18 protein-coding genes and 2 pseudogenes are annotated in these 21,296 nt (G+C 48.3%); 10 read left to right on the top strand and 10 right to left on the bottom strand.

The window, feature by feature from the left end; genetic code table 11:
- Nucleotides 1–61 precede the first annotated feature (61 nt).
- Nucleotides 62–2,350 (top strand): YcdB/YcdC domain-containing protein, encoded by a 2,289-nt coding sequence (locus tag ACFYU8_RS13765; protein WP_390299664.1) that lies wholly within the window; start codon nt 62–64, stop codon nt 2,348–2,350.
- Between the two features lie 291 nt (nt 2,351–2,641).
- On the top strand, nt 2,642–3,241 hold the full coding sequence (gene rpsD, locus ACFYU8_RS13760) for a 30S ribosomal protein S4 (RefSeq protein WP_106838216.1): 600 nt from the start codon (nt 2,642–2,644) through the stop codon (nt 3,239–3,241).
- A gap of 59 nt (nt 3,242–3,300) precedes the next feature.
- On the opposite strand, the gene ACFYU8_RS13755 is transcribed toward rpsD, so the two are convergent.
- On the bottom strand, nt 3,301–3,486 hold the full coding sequence (locus tag ACFYU8_RS13755) for a hypothetical protein (RefSeq protein ID WP_390299660.1): 186 nt from the start codon (nt 3,484–3,486) through the stop codon (nt 3,301–3,303).
- Nucleotides 3,487–3,677: 191 nt separating this feature from the next.
- Between ACFYU8_RS13755 and ACFYU8_RS13750 the strand changes: the two genes are divergently transcribed.
- The 4 genes from ACFYU8_RS13750 (at nt 3,678) to ACFYU8_RS13735 (ending at nt 9,355) form a co-directional block, all read left to right on the top strand.
- Entirely contained in the window at nt 3,678–6,818 is a 3,141-nt protein-coding gene (locus tag ACFYU8_RS13750; RefSeq protein ID WP_390299657.1) for a transglycosylase domain-containing protein, read from the top strand.
- Nucleotides 6,819–6,889: 71 nt separating this feature from the next.
- Nucleotides 6,890–7,522: an N-acetyltransferase gene (locus ACFYU8_RS13745; protein WP_390299654.1), complete on the top strand. Its 633-nt coding sequence runs from the start codon at nt 6,890–6,892 to the stop codon at nt 7,520–7,522.
- A 34-nt stretch (nt 7,523–7,556) separates the two neighbouring features.
- Entirely contained in the window at nt 7,557–8,201 is a 645-nt protein-coding gene (locus tag ACFYU8_RS13740; protein ID WP_390299650.1) for a CBS and ACT domain-containing protein, read from the top strand.
- Nucleotides 8,198–9,355, top strand: coding sequence for an acetoin utilization protein AcuC (locus ACFYU8_RS13735; protein ID WP_390299647.1), 1,158 nt, complete (start codon nt 8,198–8,200; stop codon nt 9,353–9,355). Before ACFYU8_RS13740 ends, ACFYU8_RS13735 begins: the two co-directional genes overlap by 4 nt.
- Before the next feature lie 64 nt (nt 9,356–9,419).
- On the opposite strand, the gene ACFYU8_RS13730 is transcribed toward ACFYU8_RS13735, so the two are convergent.
- From ACFYU8_RS13730 to ACFYU8_RS13715, 4 genes are all read right to left on the bottom strand, one after another.
- A complete protein-coding gene (locus ACFYU8_RS13730; RefSeq protein ID WP_390299644.1) occupies nt 9,420–10,352 on the bottom strand; it encodes a 5'-methylthioadenosine/adenosylhomocysteine nucleosidase in 933 nt (310 codons plus the stop codon).
- Between the two features lie 44 nt (nt 10,353–10,396).
- Nucleotides 10,397–11,407: a catabolite control protein A gene (gene ccpA, locus ACFYU8_RS13725; protein ID WP_390299846.1), complete on the bottom strand. Its 1,011-nt coding sequence runs from the start codon at nt 11,405–11,407 to the stop codon at nt 10,397–10,399.
- A 116-nt stretch (nt 11,408–11,523) separates the two neighbouring features.
- Complete coding sequence (locus tag ACFYU8_RS13720; protein ID WP_007720961.1) at nt 11,524–11,832, bottom strand: metal-sensitive transcriptional regulator; 309 nt, start codon at nt 11,830–11,832, stop codon at nt 11,524–11,526.
- Between the two features lie 127 nt (nt 11,833–11,959).
- A complete protein-coding gene (locus tag ACFYU8_RS13715) occupies nt 11,960–13,057 on the bottom strand; it encodes a bifunctional 3-deoxy-7-phosphoheptulonate synthase/chorismate mutase (protein WP_106838209.1) in 1,098 nt (365 codons plus the stop codon).
- A gap of 314 nt (nt 13,058–13,371) precedes the next feature.
- Here ACFYU8_RS13715 and ACFYU8_RS13710 point away from each other — a divergent pair, with 314 nt between their 5' ends.
- Nucleotides 13,372–15,528, top strand: a complete 2,157-nt coding sequence (locus ACFYU8_RS13710; RefSeq protein ID WP_390299640.1) for a cell division protein FtsA — start codon at nt 13,372–13,374, stop codon at nt 15,526–15,528.
- Between the two features lie 125 nt (nt 15,529–15,653).
- On the opposite strand, the gene ytxJ is transcribed toward ACFYU8_RS13710, so the two are convergent.
- The 3 genes from ytxJ to ACFYU8_RS13695 form a co-directional block, all read right to left on the bottom strand.
- Complete coding sequence (gene ytxJ / locus ACFYU8_RS13705; protein ID WP_376896318.1) at nt 15,654–15,980, bottom strand: bacillithiol system redox-active protein YtxJ; 327 nt, start codon at nt 15,978–15,980, stop codon at nt 15,654–15,656.
- Between the two features lie 123 nt (nt 15,981–16,103).
- Complete coding sequence (locus ACFYU8_RS13700) at nt 16,104–16,502, bottom strand: hypothetical protein (protein ID WP_390299637.1); 399 nt, start codon at nt 16,500–16,502, stop codon at nt 16,104–16,106.
- Nucleotides 16,503–16,997: 495 nt separating this feature from the next.
- Nucleotides 16,998–17,231 carry a hypothetical protein gene (locus ACFYU8_RS13695; RefSeq protein ID WP_390299634.1) on the bottom strand — a complete coding sequence of 78 codons (234 nt, stop codon included), beginning with the start codon at nt 17,229–17,231 and terminating at the stop codon, nt 16,998–17,000.
- Nucleotides 17,232–17,457: 226 nt separating this feature from the next.
- Between ACFYU8_RS13695 and ACFYU8_RS13690 the strand changes: the two genes are divergently transcribed.
- Both ACFYU8_RS13690 and ACFYU8_RS13685 read left to right on the top strand, forming a co-directional pair.
- Nucleotides 17,458–17,550, top strand: a complete 93-nt coding sequence (locus ACFYU8_RS13690) for a YjcZ family sporulation protein (RefSeq protein WP_390299631.1) — start codon at nt 17,458–17,460, stop codon at nt 17,548–17,550.
- 169 nt (nt 17,551–17,719) lie between these two features.
- Nucleotides 17,720–18,832: an aminopeptidase gene (locus tag ACFYU8_RS13685; RefSeq protein ID WP_390299628.1), complete on the top strand. Its 1,113-nt coding sequence runs from the start codon at nt 17,720–17,722 to the stop codon at nt 18,830–18,832.
- A gap of 57 nt (nt 18,833–18,889) precedes the next feature.
- On the opposite strand, the gene ACFYU8_RS13680 is transcribed toward ACFYU8_RS13685, so the two are convergent.
- A complete protein-coding gene (locus tag ACFYU8_RS13680; protein WP_047071910.1) occupies nt 18,890–19,423 on the bottom strand; it encodes a PadR family transcriptional regulator in 534 nt (177 codons plus the stop codon).
- 246 nt (nt 19,424–19,669) lie between these two features.
- Between ACFYU8_RS13680 and ACFYU8_RS13675 the strand changes: the two are divergent.
- A pseudogene (locus tag ACFYU8_RS13675) lies at nt 19,670–20,089 on the top strand (trypsin-like peptidase domain-containing protein); the annotation flags it as partial.
- Nucleotides 20,090–20,141: 52 nt separating this feature from the next.
- Here ACFYU8_RS13675 and ACFYU8_RS13670 read toward each other — a convergent pair.
- Nucleotides 20,142–21,236: pseudogene (locus tag ACFYU8_RS13670) on the bottom strand (YheC/YheD family endospore coat-associated protein).
- Nucleotides 21,237–21,296: the final 60 nt, after the last annotated feature.

Raw genomic sequence — 21,296 nt, 5'->3', positions numbered from 1 at the left:
ATCTTTTACTTCCTCTCGTCAGAGGTGATAAGAAGAATATGACATCGTTGGAGGGGTTCCTATGAAACCATGGATCATTCGATCTAGCTCGTTCGTTCTATCTGCCAGTCTGTTGCTGCCTGTCGCTCAAGCGCATGCACAATCACCTCTTGTGAGTACCAATAAAATGGCGACTATTGTGACACAAGCTGACTCTGTGGCACAAGCCAAAGCAAAGCTGTCCAAGGAAGCAGCCTTGGCTCTTGCTACAAAAATAGTGCCTACCGCTGGGATGACGGTGCAGAATGTGTCATTTCGTTCAGCGGATAGCTGGCGCCCATTTCCAGAATGGTCGTTTAGTTGGGTGAAGAAAGATCCAGAAAACGGCAAAGTCCTTCTATCCTATAGCGTCAGTATCCACGCCAATACAGGCGAGCTGACTTCCTATTCGCATCAAGAGCAGGAAGCATCCCAGCTTCCCTATGCAAAACGAATTTCCTATACAGAGGCGCAAGAGCAGGCGAAACGCTTTTTCGAGAAAAACAATGCAGGAAAAGCAGCGGAAACAAGACTGTATACACGCGATATGCCAGAACCAAAAACGCCGCTGAACTCGGAAGTCTACTATAATTTCCGCTTTGTTCGTGAAGTGGACGGCATTCTCTTTCCTGACAACGGCGCAGATATCACGGTAGATGCTTCCGGCAAAGTGACCAACTATTCTCTGTCTTGGAACGACGTGACTTTCGAGGACACGGATACGAAAATCTCAGAAGAAGAAGCCGAGAAACTGTTTAAAGAACAAGCAAATCCAAAACCAGTTTACCTGCTGCCGTGGGATCGGGTGGAAACTCAAAATAACAAGCCGTCTCTTGGGTATATGAATCCCTTCACATTCTACATTGATGCGGAGACTGGCAAAGCATTGACACAATCGTTGACCTCATATCAACTAGCGAAAGATCCTGAGCCTGTAAGCAGCAAAGTCCTTCCTGCACGCCGCAGCGGACAGCCGCTCTCCCAAGAGGAAGCTGTACAATGGGCATCGAAAGCATTGAATTTGTCCAGCTACGAGCTTCGTTCTGCCAATTACAATGAAAGAGACTACCGTGGCAATCGTCCTGTATGGGATCTCGAATTCGGCGAAAAGGGCAATAGCGAAGACGGATTTGCGTATGTCTCCGTGGATGCTGTAACCGGGGACATCTACCGATTGAACAAGGACTTCCGTGGCCATAAAGAAAAAACAACCGCTTCTAAAAAACCAGACATAGAAAAATTCAAGGCAAAAGCGATGGAAACGATTCGTGACTTGGCGCCAACCATGGCCCACCAGCTTTACTGGACAGAGCGTTTTGAAGAGGAAAACCAAAACCAACCCGTTGATTCCGAGCGGACGCAGATCCGATTTGAGCGTTTTATCAATGGAATAGCTGCAGCTAGCGGCTCTGCCTACTTCACGTTTGACACAGAAACAGGCGATCTGCTGAGTTACAGTGCTGAATTGGGCAGCGAAACATACCCGACACAAGTTCCCAAGCACCTGCCTGCTGCCGAAGCGAGCGAGAAGTGGTGGACCGAGACAAAAGCAGAGGCAGTATACGCCCTCGTCCCTCTTACTCCTGAGGATGCCAAACGCACAAAAGAGCAGCCTTCCTACACACCGAAGCGAACGGCCAAGATCGTCTATCGCGCGACAATGACGCCGTTTGAGCAGCCGTATTACCTTGACGCTGTAACAGGCGAATGGCGCTCCACCTCTATTGGCAAAACGATTGTGCTGCATCGTCCAGCTCCTGCCGATCTGAAGGGACATCCAGCGGAGAAGGAACTTTTGCTGATGTATGAATACGACGCACTTTCGCTTGAAAACGGCAATATCATGCCGCAAAAACCGATCACACGTGGCGAAATGATTGAAATGCTCATGATCAGTCTCAACCAAGGCAGACACTATCCACAGTACTCTCTGGAACGCAAGGCCACCTACAGCGATGTGGCAAATGGTTCGCGCTTCTTCTCAGCCGTGGAAGGAGCTGTTGATCGAGGACTTCTCGATAAAAATGCTTCCAAGCTGAACCCAAATGAGACGATTACGCGTGAAGAGCTGGCTGATATGATTGTTCGTGCGCTCGGTTACAAAAAGCTGACTGACTTCCCTGGTATGTTCCAATCTCAGCTCTCAGACATTGCCAATTCGAAGTACCGCGGTTCGATCATCATCGCGACGACTCTCGATATCGTGCCAACCGATAAGCAGAAGTTCCAGCCGCAAAGTCTCGTCCCTCGGGCCGATGCAGCCATTACGTTTACCCGCTTCCTCGAAAAAAGAGGTAATCAAGACGATCCGGCAACTTTGCTGCGAAAATAAAACCCAAAAAGCGCCATCCATCCCACTTCTTGCGGCAGATGGCGCGCTTCTTTTCCCTTGACTTTGCTATATCTCGCCTAGTATTATTGAATGTATGTGTACAGGGTAGCATTGATTGTAGGTAAAAACGGAAGGATATACCCTCTTAGTTCCCTCCCTTGACAGACTGCGGCTGAATTCTGTGAGGAGCACGATGCGGAAACGCTACCGTCCGAAGTTCGTGTAGATAAAGTAGGAACTAACCTGCCGGAAGTAAACACCTGCGAATCCATATTAAAGGAGAATGAATACATGTCACGTTACACAGGACCTCGTCACAAACTTGCTCGTCGTCTGGGTATCTCCCTCGATGGTACAGGAAAAGACATCAAACGCAACTTCCCTCCAGGTCAACACGGTCACAACAACCGTCGTAAACTGAGCGAGTACGGAATCCAGTTGCAAGAAAAGCAAAAACTGCGCCACATGTTTGGCCTTAACGAAAAACAATTCCGCCGCACTTTCGACAATGCTAGCAAAATGGCTGGCGTAGTGGGCGAAAACTTCATGAAATTGCTGGAATCCCGTCTGGATAACGTGGTATACCGTATGGGCTTTGCTCCAACTCGCCCAGCTGCTCGTCAGTTGGTAAACCATGGTCACTTCCTGGTAAACGGAAAAAAAGTAAACATCCCATCCTACCGCGTACAACCGGGTGATGTAATCTCCATTCGTGAAAAGTCCCGTGGTCTGCAACTGATCAAGGACGCTCTGGAAAGCCGCACTTTCCTGCCGAACTACGTTACATTCAACGATGCTGCTGCTGAAGGTACCTTCACTCGTCTGCCAGACCGTGAAGAAATGCCAGCTGAAATCAACGAAGTTCTGATCGTTGAGTTCTACAGCCGTTAATCGTCTGAGGATAAAAAGAAAAAGAGTAGCGCCGCTTGTCGGCCTGCTCTTTTTTTTATTCATTTTTCTGGTTGGCACTCTTGAAGCTTACCAATCACGGGTTTGACTCGATCCATATGCCCGACTCCTATCAAGATATCGATGAAGTCAGCCAGATGCATACAAAGTAACTGCTGCTCCTCTGTAAACATCCGCGACCAATTTTCTGTGAAGCCTTCGAGATGAATCGGCTCGTCTATGTTCATTTGTCTCCTCCTAGGAAACCTATTTTTCGATCCCACACTGTAAGCTTAACAACGTCAGTGAAACGCAATCAATCACATGCAGTTGACAATTTTCAACGGTTTTTGACACATTTTGCTATCTCCTTCGCATCTTCTATCCTCTAGGTTCCTCGTATGGTATAATCAGGTGGTATGCTAGGGGGTCGTAGACTATGTCGAATAACCACACATCTTCCTCTGAACCGACGAAGAAAAAGCGACGCAGAGGCCGTGGTAGAACGTTTTGGATCATCTTCCAAATCGTCTTCGTACTAGGGCTAATGGGAGCTGCAGTAGCGGGAGGAATCGTGACAGGTTATGTTGCCGCACTCGTGAAGGACGAGCCTGTGCGCAGCAAGGAGGAACTGGAGAATAAAATCTTCACCAACTATCTGACTGGATTCGCCTACTACAACGACGGCTCTCTGATCGGCCAATTACGGGCCGAAGAAGGCGATCGACGTTTAGTGAAGAAAGCAGACGTTTCTCCCTATTTAATTAATGCCATCATCGCAACTGAGGACCATAACTACTACAACCACACCGGGGTTTCGCTTCAATCCACCATGCGTGGAGCGATTCAGGAATTTACCAACCAGCCCGTCGTAACAGGTGGTAGTACGATTACACAGCAGCTTGTAAAAAATACGATCCTCTCTGCTGAAGTTAGCCACACCCGTAAGGCCCGTGAAATATTTACGGCAATTCGGATCGAGCGCATGTTTTCCAAAGATCAGATTCTGGAAGCCTACATGAACGAAATTTACTTCGGAAAAAACGCCAACGGATCAAACGTATACGGCGTTCAGGCTGCCGCAAAAGGAATCTTTGGCAAAGATGTAAAAGAGCTCGGGCTCGCTGAGGGCTCCTATCTTGCGGGCATGATTCAAAACCCAGGTGCCTACTCTCCATTCCGTGCAGAAAGCTATCAGCGCGGTAAGGAACGCCAAAAAATGGTGTTGGATCGCATGCTGGAAAATGGCTACATCACACAAACCCAATACGACGGAGCTGTCACCAGTGATTTGAAGGCACAGCTAGCCAAACCGACGCAGCAAGCTTATCGAGAAGTGCCATTCTTGATGATGGAAATTGAAGATCGTGCCGCGCGTCAACTTGTGGATGCAGACCTCTTGGAAAAAGGTCGAGACAAATCAACCATCAGTCGCAACGAATACCGCCAGCTGGTTGAAGAGAAACGTCGCGACATCCTGCGAAAAGGGTACAAGATACATACCACAATCGACAAGGGCGTATATGACATCATGCAGGCCGTTGCAGCCGATCCGAAAAACTTCGGTAAGAATCGTACCTATACGATTCGCCGCTCTAACGGCAAAACAGAGAAAATCGAAAATGCTCTGGAAGAAGTCGGCGCAATGCTGATTCACAACAAAACAGGAGCCATCCTCGGCATGATCGGGGGACGTGACTTCAAGGTGGAACAAACGAACCACGCTACCGTACCTCGTCAGCCTGGTTCAGCCATGAAGCCACTTGCAGCTTATGCTCCTGCTTTTGAACTGGGATTGCTCCAGCCAGCATCCCCAATCGATGACGCTCCGGTGCTACTCGCTGACGGCCAGAACGGTTCCCATTTACCTAAGAACTGGAACAACAAATGGCAAGGGATGATGAGTACCCGCGAAGCACTGCGGATGTCCTGGAACATTCCGGCGATCAAGACGTATTTGAAAGTTGGCATTCCAACGGCTCTCGAATACGTGAAGAAAATGGGAATCACAACATTGGTGGATGCTGACAACTATGCAGCCACTGGCGTAATTGGCGGTCTTACCTACGGAACAACTGTCGAGGAAATTACAAACGCCTATGGGACATTCGCAAATCACGGTTCTTTCGTGGATGCCTATCTGATTGATCGAATTGAGGATAGCACCGGAAAAGCGATTTATCGCCATGAGACCAAACCTGTGCAAGTATACAGCGAACAAACGGCATACTTGATCACTGATATGATGCGTTCCGTCGTCAATAACGGTACAGGTACACACATCCGCAAATACGTGCCGAGCAAAGTCGATGTGGCAGGTAAAACCGGAACAACGAATAACAGCAACGACCTCTATTTCGTCGGTTACACGCCAGAGCTGTCCATGGGGGTATGGGTTGGCTTTGACGAGCCATATCCAATGCCAGACGCGGACAAATATGTTCCGATGGTCGTATGGGGTAAGGTCATGAAGGATGTCATTGCAAAGCATCCGAACCTTTCACCTCCTGACTCCACCTTTAAAAAGCCGGTAGGAATTGTCAGCGCGACTGTTGACTCGAAATCAGGTCTTTTGCCAAGTGAGCTTTCAAAGGAAGCTGGCCATTTGATCACTGATATATTCAACAGCAAATTCGTTCCGACGAAGGTGGACGACTCCCACCAAAAAGCACGCGTCATTTCGTATAATGGCGAACGGTATTTGGCGAAGGAAGGAACACCTGAAGATTTTGTTACCGAAGGCGTCTTCTACCGCTCACCAGATCCGCTTCCTACCAAGGAGCAAATTCAAGCGAAAAACAATAGGGTCGCCACCCAACCACCAGATTGGGAGCAACGCCTACCTGACAAAGAAGACCCTCGTACAGAAGAAGGTGGAACACCATCTTCGCCAAGCGGTGTAACAGCTACGGGCTCAGGCAAGCAAATTACGCTTACCTGGCAATCAGCCAAAGAATCTGACTTGGTCGGTTATCGCATCTACCGCGCCGATGTGCAAAACGGCTTTATCAAAGTAGCGACTGTGAAAGATCCATCCGAATTGACTTTTGCAGATACGACTGCAACCCACGGAGATTTAGGCTATTATGTCACTTCTGTGGATATCGCTGGCCATGAATCGCAGCCTTCCGCAATCGCTTCTGTCGGTTCCACACAGACATGGCAGTTGCCAGATCCGAATCAAGGTACGGAAACAGATAACTCGAATCCGACGGACAATAACGGGAATGGGCAAACAGAACCAGGTGGAACTGGGACTACCCCACCAGACGGATCGGAAGGCACGAATACAAACCCAGATTCCGCTTCACCACCTTCTGCTCCAAAATCCTTGTCCATCAAGAATACGCCAAACGGCTGGCAGCTACAGTGGAAAGGAAACAGCTCATCTGAGCAGATGTACAACGTATATTTTAGCCCAGACTCAGCAAGCGGCTATTTGCTACTCGGTACAGTTTCTAGCACAAGCTTTACACACGCAGCAGAAGTACCGAATGGCAGCAACTATTACATTACCGCAGTCAACAGTTACGGAGAATCGCCACATTCTAACATCGTAACTGCCAACACCACAGAATAAACTGAAATAACAACTGACAGAGATGGTTAGACGCCATCTCTGTTTTTCTACAAACGTAAGGGGGGGAACTGATGGAGCACATCAAACGCTATCATTCATTGAGCCTAATGGTGAACAACAAGGAGCTGCTCATCGAAGGACCGATTACAGGAAGTTATCTGGCCTCACTACGCTTTGATGAGGGTCTGAAAGCTTTTCGTATACCTGAACAGCAGCATGAGGCTCTCATTGAAATCGCTGATTTACCGGAAGGGCGCATTATTATTGCACGTGAAGGTGACCTCGTACTCGGCTACGTAACTTTTCTACACCCCGATCCGCTGGAACGATGGTCACAAGCGCAGTTGCCCGATTTGCTGGAGCTAGGCGCGATTGAAATCAGTCATAAAGTCAGAGCAGGTGGCGTAGCGAAGAAGCTGCTGGAAGTCTCCTTCATGGACGACGCCATGGAAGACTACGTGATTATTACAACCGAGTATTACTGGCATTGGGATCTGAAAGGAACAGAACTTGATGTATGGCAATACAGAAAGGTCATGGAAAAGGTCATGGGCAGCGCAGGCCTAAGCTGGATGACAACAGACGATCCGGAAATATGCTCACACCCCGCCAACTGTCTAATGGCAAAAATCGGCAAGCGTGTACCACCAGAAACAATCGTCGCCTTTGATGCTATGCGGTTTCAAAATCGTTTTCTTTACTAGTTTGGATGCCTTTTGATTCTAGGAGGTTACTCTTATGCGTATTGAAGAGATTATGCGAAAAAAAATTGTCACGATCCAGCCATCCACTACCATCGGAGAAGCGCTTCTCCTCCTCCGTGCAAACAGAATCAGGCATTTGCCTGTCATTGAAAATGACTCACTCGTAGGCATTGTCTCGGACCGTGACCTGCGAGACGCTCTCCCCTCTCGTCTGCTGACGCATGACGATGACGACACCGTCCTGCACAAGCCTGTAGCCGATATCATGAATCAACAAGTCATTACTGCCCACCCTCTGGACTTCATCGAAGACGCAGCCCTCCAACTATACGAGCACAAAATCGGCTCACTACCCATCGTCGAAGGGAAACGGCTCGTAGGATTGATCACGGAATCTGATCTTTTCTCTAGCCTGATCGAACTGTTCGGCGTTAACAAACCTAGCTCCCATATCGAAGTCGAAGTAGACGACCGCGTCGGCATGCTGGCAGAAGTCAGTCAAGTCTTTCGCGAAGCACAAGTAAATGTCACGAGCGTCGTAGTCTTTCCAGGGAAAAAGCCCGCGAAAAAGAACCTTGTTTTTCGGGTACAGACGATTGATCCGCGTATCGTGACCCAATTGCTCCTTGACAAAGGCTTTTCCGTGATCGGCCCTACGGAAGGAGGGATACTCCAGTGAGCCGAAATGCTCGTCTGATCTACTCTCCAGACTACACGCAATATTATTTTCATGATGATCATCCGTTCAACCAGCGTCGTCTGCTCCTCACACACGATCTGATGAGCAGTTACGGAATACTCAAAGATTCGGACACCCTGTCTCCACGCCAGGCGACAGATGAAGAGCTCGCTCTGGTGCATGACCCACGTTATATCCAATTTGTTCGCGATCAGGGCCATAGTGAACACGAGCTTCCGCAGGCAGCCAGTTATGGTTTGGGAACAGAGGATGTTCCCTGTTTTTCGAACATGCATGAAGCGTCCTCGCTAATCGTAGGAGGTACGTTAAACGCAGTGGACGCAGTTATGAGTGGACAGGCAGAACACGCCTTCAATCCCGCTGGTGGACTGCATCATGCTTTTCGTGGACGCGCCTCCGGATTTTGTATCTACAATGATTGCTCCGTCGCGATCGCGTATATGCGCAAAAACTGGAATGCACGCGTGCTGTATATCGACACAGATGCCCATCATGGAGATGGTGTTCAATGGGCGTTTTACGATGATCCCCATGTACTGACTGTATCCATCCACGAAACGGGAAAGTATCTCTTCCCGGGAACAGGCAATTTGTCTGAGCGTGGAGATGGAAGTGGTTACGGTTATTCTGTCAACGTTCCACTCGATGCCTTTACGGAAGATGATTCTTTTCTGGAAGTGTATGAAGAGCTGGTGTCAAAGCTAGCGGCTGGCTTCAAACCTGATGTCATTCTGACCCAAAATGGTTGTGACGCTCATGCGTACGATCCCCTCACCCATTTGTCTTGCTCGATGAAGATTTATCAAGCCATCCCCAGGCTTGCTCACCGACTCGCTCATGAATATTGCAGAGGACGTTGGATCGCTGTAGGCGGCGGGGGCTACGATATTTGGCGGGTGGTGCCGCGGGCGTGGACACTGGTATGGAGTGAGATGAGTGATCAGCCTCTCACGGACGGTGATCTTCCCGAAGTCTGGCTCAAGCGCTGGCAACCTGAGACGGATTTGCCCTTGCCACCTCGGCTTTTTGACGAACCATTCCCACCAATCCCACGACGCGCAGAGATCACGGGAAAAAATCGGCTTACGTTAGAACGTGCGATACTGTACGCACCAATTGAATCAGAGAAGTAATAAAAAAAGCGTACTGCCCTCGTACCTTTGGGTACTGGTCAGCACGCTTTTTCAGTTCCAAACACTATTTCACAAGCTCTTCCAGCTCAGACGGTGCAAAGCCTTTTACCGCTTTATCACCTACGACTGTTACAGGCACACCCATGAAGCCAAAGCGCTCCACTTCCTCTTGATAGGCACGACTCGTCATGACATCGCGCACTTCAAAGGAAACACCTTTTGCTGTCAGCCAATTCTTTACCATGTCGCAATCCACACAGTTTTTCGTCGAGTAGACGATCACTCCCGCAGCTGTCGATGCTTGAGAAGCTGTCAGCATGTTACGGACAATCGCGTAGGAGCGCTGGGAAGCCAGCTTGGTAAATTCCACGAAGTTCACATGCGCGGAGCCGTCTGCTTTGTCCGACATCGAACGAACCACGACAAATGGCACGCCATTCATCGCACATACTTGTCCAACAGATGCCCCTTCCATTTCGGTACAGTGCGCTGCGAATTGCTCATACAGCCATTGAACCTTTTCCCGACTGGCAACGAACTGGTCGCCGGACAAGATACGTCCGCTCACTACTTGAACTCCCGCTTCTAGTTCCTTGCCTGCATCAATCGCTTGCTGCATCAGCCCAGCGTCAGCTTGCCAAGTCCATTGCTCAGTAAACGGAATCTGTCCTGGTTCAAAGCCAAGCGGTGTCACATCGATATCATGTTGGATGCAATCCGTCGAAACCACAATGTCACCGATAGTTAATTCAGGATGAAGGGCTCCTGCCACACCTGTGAAAATGACACGTTCTACTTGGAAGGAATCGATGAGGATTTGTGTCGTCACGGCAGCATTCACCTTGCCGACACCTGACTTGCACAGCACGACATCCTTGCCTTCCATTTTACCCGTGTAATAGGTAATGCCTGCTTTAGTGGCAGTAGTCGTCTCTTGCATCGCTTCCAAGTAAAGCGCGATTTCTTCATCCATCGCGCCGATAATTCCGTAACGCATTTCCCATCCCCCTCATGCTGTCAATTGCCTACGTCCCTTTTCGATCAAGCTTGCTCGGGCTTTGTGCTCTCCCGATACTCAATGCGATGCGGCAGCAGCACGACATGCTCTTCGACATTCTCGTTATTCATGTACTTGGTCAACAGGCGCATCGCCACCGCACCAATATCATACATCGGCTGTACGACAGAAGTCAGTCGTGGACGTACCATTTCGACCAGACGAATATTATCGTGACCAATGACTTCGATGTCACCTGGCACATTCAGGCCAGAATCTTGAATGGCGTGGATCGCGCCAATGGCCATCTCATCATTTGCTGCGAAAATCGCCGTAGGCGGATTTTTAAGGGCAAGAAAAGCTTTTGTCGTGGACAAGCCAGATTCATAAAAGTAGTTGCCTGTCGCAATCAGCTCTTCATCCAGCTCGATACCCGCATCTTTCAACGCCTTTTTATAGCCTTCATAACGCATCAACCCTGCCAATGGATCGTTTGCAGGACCCGCGATCATCGCAATGTGCTTGTGTCCGCGCGCAACCAATGCTTCCGTCGCGTCGTATGCGGCTTGGAAGTGGTCAATGCTAACCGACGGCAGCACGTTGTCCGCATCGCGCGTCGCGGCGAGTACAGTCGGTACAGACGTGCTTGTTAATGCCTGCAAATGATCTTCTTTGATTTCTGCCCCCAGGAACAGAAGCCCGTCCACCTGCTTTTCCAGCAACGTATTGATGAGCTGCAATTCCTTTTCCATCCGCTGGTCAGAGTTACACAGGATAATGTTGTATTTGTACATGGTAGCGATATCTTCAATTCCTCGCGCCAATTCGGAGAAAAACAAACTGGAGATATCCGGGATGATGACACCAACTGTTGTCGTTTTTTTGCTGGCAAGTCCACGAGCAACCGCATTTGGTCGATATCCCAAGCGCTCAATCGCAGCCAATACCTTTTTTCGGGTCAAAGGCTTTACGTTGGGATTCCCGTTAACTACACGGGAAACTGTCGCCATCGACACCCCCGCTTCTCTTGCTACGTCGTATATAGTAACTGGCATCATACACCCTCACTTTCCCTATTTTTTGGTTTTCATAAACGTTTTCATAAATATATGCACCTATGATACGACAAGCCGTATGCCGTTGCAATCGTTTTTGATGGCTTGCGCACCTGTTACTTCATGAGTTTGTTCATCGTTTTCAAAAGCTCATCAATCACTTCATGATCGCCTTGCTGAATGCGATCCATCACACAGCTTTTCATATGTCCTTCGAGGAGCATTTTCCCAACCGCATTCAGTGCAGATTGCACAGCCGCAATTTGATTGAGAATGTCGTCGCAATAGACATCCTTCTCTACCATTCCGCGAATTCCGCGAACTTGTCCCTCTACCCGATTCAGACGAGAGATGAGATTAGACTTGATTTTATCCGGCCTTTCGGTGGACCGATCAGTCGAGCAGCATTGATGGTTGTCTTCCATATGGCCTATCCTCCTTCACCAATATCAGCACGTAATTCTAGCTTACTTGGTCGCCAATGGTTCGTCAAATGAGAAAGGTCCTTCCGCGCGCAGGAAGGACCTTTCTTTCTTACCCCTAAGAGATATCTTACGCTCTTGTTGCCACGATCTCGCCTTTGTACAGGCCAGAAGCGAGCAGCTCATCAACGAACTCGTTGAACTGTGGAATGTTCAACTGTTGCTTCGCGTCAGACAGTGCCACATCTGGATCTGGGTGAACTTCTACCATGACTCCATCAGAACCGACTGCGAAACCTGCTTTCGCGCAAGGCAAGAGCAGATCACGACGGCCTGTTGAGTGCGTCACGTCTACAAACACTGGCAAGTGCGTCTCTTGCTTGAGCAGTGGTACTGCAGAAATATCGAGTGTATTGCGTGTCGCTTTTTCGTACGTGCGGATTCCACGCTCGCACAGCATGACTTGTGCGTTACCTTCGGACAGGATGTACTCTGCCGCGTAGATGAACTCTTCAATCGTAGCAGAGAGGCCACGCTTCAAGAGGATCGGCTTGTTCACACGACCTGCCGCCTTCAGCAGCTCGAAGTTTTGCATATTGCGCGCACCGATTTGGATGACATCGATGTATTTTGTCGCCATCTCAAGATCTGCTGGCGTCACGATTTCACTGATCGTCACGAGGTTGAATTCATCCCCGATACGCTTGAGAATTTGCAAGCCCTCTTCACCCAGACCTTGGAAGTCGTATGGCGAAGTACGAGGCTTGTACGCACCACCGCGCAGTGTGCGCAGTCCGCGTTTTGCGTGGTTTTCTGCTACTGCTCTTACTTGCTCGTAGCTTTCCACAGAGCATGGACCTGAGATGAGAATCGGATTTTTTCCTCCGAACTCAACGCCTTTTACAGTAATAACAGTATCCTCTGCTTTTTTCTTGCGGCTAACGAGGAGTACTTTTTTCTTATCATCGTCTTGCAGAACTAATGAAGCTTGGAAAATTTGCTTGAACAAATGACGAATCGCATTGTCATTGAAAGGACCTTTATTGTTTTCAACGAGCAGATTGAGCATTTGGCGCTCACGCTCTGGGTCAAAACGGTTGCTGCCCTGTTTTTCTTTTTCTTTGCCGAGCTCTTGAACCAAGGTAGCTCGTTTGTTGATCAATTCAAGAATTTGCAGGTTGATCTCGTCTATCTGCTTGCGCATAGTTTCGATTTGATCGTGTGCCATCTCTCTCCACTCTCCTCTTTTTATATAGGGATTTATCGATAAATTAGGGTAATTATAATCGATTCAAACACCCTTGTCAGCAGTTTAGCGCCAAAAAGCGCGAAAGTAAATTTTTTCTGTTTTTTTATCTTTTCCAATTATTCGTCAAAAAGAAGAAGATTCCTTGATTCGACAGGATTCTTTCCCTTACGAATCGAATAGTTTTGGATATATGTTCTAGCTAAAAGCGATTGTTCCTTTCCGATCCAGTCCAAAATCACCGATAAGTATTGTAAAGACTTTTTGAACAACCTCTTACAAGGAGTGACCTACTTTTGTCTGACATCACAGCCCCTGAGCTTATTTTTTCATTAGATATTGGAACGCGCAGCGTCGTCGGCCTGATTGTTGAAACCACAGGCGAGCAGTACCGTGTATTGGACTGCGCAATTCGAGAGCACGATGAACGCTCCATGCTCGATGGGCAAATTCACGATATTGTCGCCGTAGCTAAGGTGATTCAACAAATAAAAGAAGAACTGGAAGGGAAATATGGCAAACTGCATCAGGTAGCAGTCGCGGCTGCCGGTCGGTCTTTGCGCACCCGCCGCGTTCGTGTGGACATGCCGATAGCCAGACATGCCTTCATCTCCCGTGAAGATGTTGTCGCTTTGGAGTTTTCCGCTGTACAGGAGGCCCAAGCCGCACTAGCCCAAGAGCTAAAGGATCAAGACGTCACCCGCTATTATTGCGTCGGTTACAGCGTCGTCAATTACCATCTGGATGGAGAGCTGATCGGGAGTCTGATTGACCAACGGGGTGACACAGCAAGCGCAGATGTGATCGCAACTTTCCTTCCACGCGTGGTTGTCGACTCGCTGATCGCTGCCCTGAAACGATGCGATTTGGAAATGCAGGCATTGACGCTTGAGCCTATCGCGGCTATTAATGTCCTGATTCCTGTGACCATGCGCCGACTAAATATCGCATTGGTGGATATCGGGGCAGGTACTTCTGACGTCGCGCTGACGGAAGAAGGAGCGATTACCGCCTACGGCATGGTGCCTGTTGCAGGCGATGAAATCACGGATGCACTCATGAATGCCTTTTTAATGGACTTTCCGATGGCAGAAGTAGTGAAGCGCCTCTTATCTACCGAGGAGTCCGTTACCTTCACTGACATTCTCGGTATAGAGCATACGATGAGCACTTCCGAGGTAACGAGTGCAATTGAAGCAGACATCCAGCAACTCGCCGATAAAATTGCCTTCAAAATATTGGAGCTCAACGGAAAAGCTCCGCAAGCGGTCATGCTGATCGGCGGCGGTAGCCTCACCCCTGGGCTTACTGGAAAAGTCGCGCAGGTCTTGAATATTCCTGCCGCACGCGTTGCTGTCAGAGGCGGCGATGCGATCAAGCAATACGTCGGAGACAATCCTGCGCTCAGTGGACCTGAGTTCGTAACCCCAGTCGGCATTGCTGTTGCTGCACGCCGTCATCCGTTGCGATATGTAACCGTTACGGTCAATGACGCTCCTCTGCGCATTTTCGATTTGCGAAAAATGACGTTGGGTGATGCCCTCATTGCATCTGGATTGGATATCCGCCGTCTGTATGGTCGCCCCGGATTGGCGATGTCAGTCACCGTAAACGGACGGATGAAAATGATTCCGGGTGGTCACGGCACAGCGCCAGTTATTGAGCGCAACGGAGAGGGCGTCAGTCTCGACACGCCAATCAATGACGGTGACCAAATCACCGTAGTGGCAGGTACCAATGGCGATGATGCACGTGTGTTTGCCAAAGATTTATTCGATGAGCTGGACACGCTTGAGGTAATCTGCAATGACCGTCCCTACTCACTCGGTCCTGTCGTACATGTAAACAGAGCGGTTGCTACTCTCGATACGTTGATCTCTGATCGGGCAGAGATGGACATCCGCCTTCCCCGCACTGTCTATGAAGTGCTAGATCTCGCAGAACTGAAAACGCGAGTGGAATCAGGCTTGCATTTTTCTGTGAATGGGCAAGATTATACGATTCCATCCCGTATCGAGGTGATCGAGCTGAACGGAAGACCAGCAGCCTTGACAGATGTCGTCCGGCAAGGTGATGTCCTCGTATACCGGCAGGATGAAGTCCCCGCTTCTTCCATTCAGGATGTCATCCCCTTGGAAGAATGGGTCCAGGAGACAATGGCCGTCCACTTCAATGGCGAACGGGTCGTATTGCCTGTCGCACAGGTAACGATTACTGTAGACGGTAAAACGGCGAATGCCTCCGATCCCGTGAGCGAAGGTGCCGACATCACGGTAAAATCCTCACCTGCGTCTACACCTGTGTTTAGCGACGTCTTCCGTTTTGTCGACGTTTCCTTGGAAAAGCCAGACCGTGAGAGTATCTCCGGATTCGTCATGCTCGTCAACGGCGAACAAGCCAACTTTCAGACTGAATTAAAAAGCGGTGACAAGTTGGAGCTATTCTGGGAATAGAATCTCCAATACTCTTTTTCTCCATGCAAAAAGCCGGTTTTCACCTCGCTTGTAGGGTGTGCCGGCTTTTTACATAAAACAAGAGCTATCGACAAATCGTCAACAGCTCTTTTCAGTATGAATGATTACGCGTTGAGCGCCTGGCCAATCGCGTCCTTTGTAATTTTCCAGTGAGACGTGTGCCATTTTACTTCGCCGTCTTCCAGCAAAAAGATTTGCGGGGATTCGTGCTTGATGGAAAAACGATCCGCTACGGCATTGGAGACAGGACGATCCTCCCGTACCAAAATGACCGCAGATTCCACTTGATTGTCCAGCAAATATGCTTGAAACTCTTCATAGGCAGACGTACTGATTGGGCAGATCGTGCTATGCTTAAACAATAGCTTTTTCCCATTTTTCGCTACGAACTCATCCAGTTCTTCTATGGAGTGAAGCTGTTTTTGTGACATGATTCATCTCTCCTTATCTTATGTGCCTATCAGTATACATAAGTCCAAGCAGCAAAGTCTACATTTGCGGTGCAGCGGAGAAATGAAAAAAGAGACACCTATCTTCCAGGCATCTCTTTATCCTTACACCATAATTTTCGTTAGACGCTCGCGCAGCTCCAGCATCCATTTTTCATCGCCAAGGGACTGCGCCAACAAAAACAGATCCAATAGCTCGTTGACTTTTTCACCAAGTAATTCTCTTACGGTCGAATTCACCTTCTCATTAGCAATCAATACCAATAAGTTGGATAACTCTGACATTTCTTCGAATTCGATTGCCTGGCGCTGCGGATGTTGGCCCAGTTCCTCCATGAGTGACTTCAAATCATCCTTAATCACATCTACCACTTGGGAATGGTCACAGTCTTCGTCCACACAGACGTGTACAGGTACATTCATGATTTTAACCCGTTTCCGGTACACGATGTTGCGCAGTTCGATCTCCATCTCATTCCCACAGCGGCTGCATATCTTTTGCACGGTGTTCACCCCTACCTATCTACTTATGTATGACTCTCATACTATTCGAGAATCCTCCTTTCAATCCTGCTTGAGAACAGGTGGTACTTGGTGGGTATAGTGTCAGAAATAGACTAAGAAAGACCTTCAGAGAAGCCATTTTGGGTTTGATTGGAGTCAACATTGTGGAGGAGAAGAAAAAGCACAGTTCTCTTCGGCTCTGACACGCCAGCAGGGGGATTCACTGGCCGTCTCCACTTCCAAAAGGGGACCGTCGAGCCAAAGCCACCCTACGGGCGGAAGTTTCTCGAGGAAGAAGTGTTCGACAGCCGGGTCCCCTTTTGGAAGTTCCGACTGGGTAGGCGTTGTCAAGGTCTGCGAGCCCTGTGCTTTTTCTTCAACAGCTTTGTATGTTCATCGGTACCTTCTAAAACTTGCAACAACTTAAAAATTCACTTACAAAAAAGACGATGCTTCTTGCAAGCATCGTCTTTTCGTTGCGATCAAACTTCAATTTTACGCGTAGATCGCGTTTACTTTTTCACAATGCGGACAAACAGCGACTTTCCCCGCTATGCCGTCTTCATCTTCTACACGGTAGCCAGTAATTTGCTCGGAAAAACAAAACAGACATTCTGTATTGAAGTCCATGTCGTATTGAGCTTTCCATATAATGGATTTAAAATCTTCTCCAACATTAATCGTAATTTGGACCAGATCATGCTGCGGACTCGATAATGATCTTTGCATCACGTAAACATCCTTTCATACTTGCAAAGTCTTTTGGTATCCTCTAGCTTTTCCTGCTTTTCAGAATAATAAACATCGAGAACTGCAAGAGTATGAAAAACGAGAGATTATCAAAACAATTTTCTCAAAAATGGGCGGATGCCCGGTTCGGTCCTATGCGATCACCCATATGTTGTAGATGTAAGCACAAGAGGCTTAACACACATATGAGGAGGATGTTTATTCCATGAGCGGCATCTTTAATGGAGAATTCGACGGTTTCACTCTGATTTTGATTCTTTTCATCCTGCTGGTTATTATCGGGTGCAGCTGCGACTGATCTTCCCCGAAGATATAGCCATATTCAGCAGGCCGTTGCATATACATGAAGTACCGAATCCTTCAAGTGCGTTTCCTCCGCAAGCTACCCTCGTCAGTGGGTAGCTTTTTTCTGTTTGAGTTGTGTACAATGGGTATGAATGATATGGAAAGCGAGGGATCCCCTTCCTATGAAAGATCCACGAATTGAAAAACTAGCTGACGTCCTCGTCAATTATTCGGTGACTGTCAAGCCAAATGAAAACGTTTTAATTTACTCCATTGGCAACGTTACCGATCTGACAAAAGCTGTAATTGCCAAGGTATACGAAGCGGGGGGAAATCCGTTTGTCCAACTGATCGACCAATCCGTTCAGCGTGAACTCTTGATGGGTGCCAACGAAACACAATTGGGTATCATGCGTGAAGCAGATGTTGCCTTTATGAAACAAATGGATTGTTACATTGGCATCCGCGGTGGCGACAACATCAGTGAGCTCTCTGATGTGCCTGGGGACAAAATGCAGTTGCACTCCAAGCTGCTAGCGCGTCCCGTGATGGATATTCGCGTACCGCATACCAAATGGGTCGTGCTTCGCTATCCAAATGCATCTATGGCTCAGTTGGCTAACATTAGCACCGCTGCTTTCGAAGATTTCTATTTCAAAGTGTGCACGCTTGATTACGGCAAAATGGATAAAGCCATGGACAGCCTAGTCGAGCTGATGGAGAAAACCGACAAGGTACGTATCGTAGGGCCAGGCACCGATCTGACCTTCTCCATCAAAGATATTCCGGCAATCAAATGTGCAGGTGAAGCCAACATCCCTGATGGAGAAGTATTCACTGCTCCTGTTCGCGATTCCGTCAACGGTACGATCGCGTACAACACGCCGTCTCCTTACCAAGGCTTTACTTACGACAATATCAAGCTGACCTTCAAGGATGGAAAAATCATCGAAGCAATCGCAAACGATACAGAGAAGATCAACCAAATCTTTGATACCGATGAAGGTGCCAGATTCGTTGGGGAATTCGCGATTGGCGTCAATCCGTACATCCAAAATCCAATGAAAGACATCCTCTTCGATGAAAAAATCGATGGAAGCTTCCACTTTACACCTGGACAAGCATACGATGAAGCGTTTAACGGAAACAAATCCTCCGTGCACTGGGACTTGGTTATGATTCAACGTCCTGAGTGGGGCGGTGGAGAAATTTGGTTTGACGATCGCCTGATCCGTAAAGACGGACGCTTCGTTGTACCTGAGCTCGAATGCCTCAATCCAGAAAACCTTAAATAAATGAAAATAAGCGAAGGGCTCATTGTTGATAAGACATGAGCCCTTCGCTTTATGTGGCTAAACGGAATATGCTGGTTGCTTCAACAAGGAAGTCATTTTTTGTTCCATAAAGGAAATCGTTGACTCCAGATGATGAATGGTATACTCCCAGCAAAAACGTTGATATTCGTCAAAATTCACTTCCAGCTTTTTATAAGAGGCCTTGCTTTGTTGGAGCAATTGACGTTGCGTATCCAAACAGCCTTCTAGCAAATCCTTTTGTTCGTCGATCGTGCGGCTCTTGCCGAAGAAAATCTTAACCAGCATGTCTGAACGCAATACTGGTGGCAAGATAGGCGTCTGGATTTCTTGACGGAAGGATTGTTTTCCGGCTTCTGTAATGCGGTACAAAATCTTGTTCGGCTTGCCAGACTGAATGATTTCTTGCTTCGTCACGAAGCCTTCTTCCTCCAGTTTGCGCAATGCTGGATAAATAGCACCAAAGCTAGCGTCATAAAAAAACCCAATGCTGTTTGTAAACGCTTGCTTAATATCGTAGCCACTCATTTCCCCGTAGCTCAAGAAACCCAGTATGATCGTTTTAACATCCATCTCTTCGCATCCTCCGTTACCGTTCTTTTTCTCTCTCTAGCGGCTAGGACTTAGCCTTTATGTTCAAAATATTCTTTAACTACATGTTATTATAAATGCATTTAAATAATTATACCAATGCTATTTCTTTATTATATCAATCAAAATTAATGATATATCCATCCATGCGACTAGAAATTGGGCGTCCCTTCCCACTCCGCTCCCCATAGGATGATACATACCTATCTGCTGTAGGGGGAGAGATCGGTGAAAAGTAAAAAATGGTCCCAATATACGCGGGTAAAGTACCCTGTGAGCAGCAGCAGTCTGCACCCATTCAATTTCTTCGTTCCCATTGTCGAGCGAGTTCAAGAGGGAGTAGTTTCCATCGTTACCGAGGATGCTCCCCATTCCAAAGACGTGGATTCGTTAATTCGCAGCCTCATTGATCATGAAGATAATTCTCCACCCACGGAACGAAGCTTTGGCTCCGGATTTCTTTTTCATCCGAAAGGGTATATCTTGACGAGCGAGCATGTCATCGGCAAATCCAAAAACATTTTCGTGAAGCTATATAACGGTAGAGTGTTTGAAGCCAAACGAATTATAGCTGATCGAGTCCGGGATTACGCCGTCATCAAAATTGATGCAGACTGCAAGCTATATCCGCTGCCACTAGGCAACTCCTCTCATACAAAAGTAGGAGAATGGGTCATCAGCGTCGGTTCTCCATCTGTGTTCAAAGAGACAAAAAACGAGCCTGATTCCGGGCCAAATACAGTGCAAATTGAACGGGACGAGCTATCGCCTTATTGTACAGCTCCATGTTACCCATCTGGCGAAAAACCTCTCTCCCTGGCTTGGGGTTCACTTCGATTAGCCACGCACGTCCGTCCACATCCACCCCAATGTCCAGTCCGAATTCCATCATGCGACCGAAATAATCCTCGAGCGTGTTTGCTACATCGAGAGCGAGCTGATAACATTCCCGTTTGATAAGCTCTCCCCGCTCCCCTCCAAACCGCCTGGACATAAACCATTCAAAGGGAATCGCTCTACCTCCCCCATGCAAATTGGAAGTAGCACTGCCGTTCTCCCCCATGCGTACTGCGCAGCCCGTCACCGCCCACTCCCCACGCTCGTCCTTTTGAATCATTAGTCGTACATCGACGACATGCTTACGCAGCAGCCCCAGGTCCAAGCCTTGCTGCACCAGGAAATTCCCATCACGAATCCGCTGTTCCTCCACCCACGTTTTGACCCATTTTTCAACGCCTTCCACCGTATCAATCCGAGCCACGTGATGGTTATGCTTTTTGTCACGTCCAGAGAGGCTATAATCCTTGCCGCTGCTCTTCACTCTGAGAATGCTTCTTCCCTCTGTGCCATTCCCCGGCTTGACATAGACGAGCCCATGGCGTGCGAGCATGTTTCAAACCAAGCCTTTGTCATAGACATGCGTCTCCGGAATCCAGCGTTTGACGCGTTCATCGGAAGTGAGCAGATTCGTCACTCTCCATTTCTTACTGAACGGACTGTTTGCAAAGAAAAACAGATCGCTATTTCGCAGCCGGATATACTCCCTTACCCTGCGTCGGTACCGATCGATGACAACTTCTGGCCAAGGGACCGATTTACTCACCCAGCCCCCGTTCGGTTTGGGGAGGAAACCCTTGATCTTTCTTGCGGAAACATTGACGTCCTGATGCGAAAACAGGTAGATTTCTGCGCCTAGCTTTTGCCCTTTTTGAACCAGCTTTCGCAAATAATCTGGTTCCTCAAAGCGAACACCTTCCCGCCAGGTTAAAATACTGATTACCCGTTTGGGGAGCATCCTAACACCCTCTTCGTTTCTTTTCTTTCGCGATTAGTGTATGTGTGGACACCTTATAGG

The sequence above is a fragment of the Brevibacillus sp. NPDC003359 genome, from assembly GCF_042878995.1.
Taxonomy (GTDB): domain Bacteria; phylum Bacillota; class Bacilli; order Brevibacillales; family Brevibacillaceae; genus Brevibacillus.
Note: the sequence above shows the minus strand (reverse complement) of the source record. Positions and strands in the feature narration are given on the sequence as shown.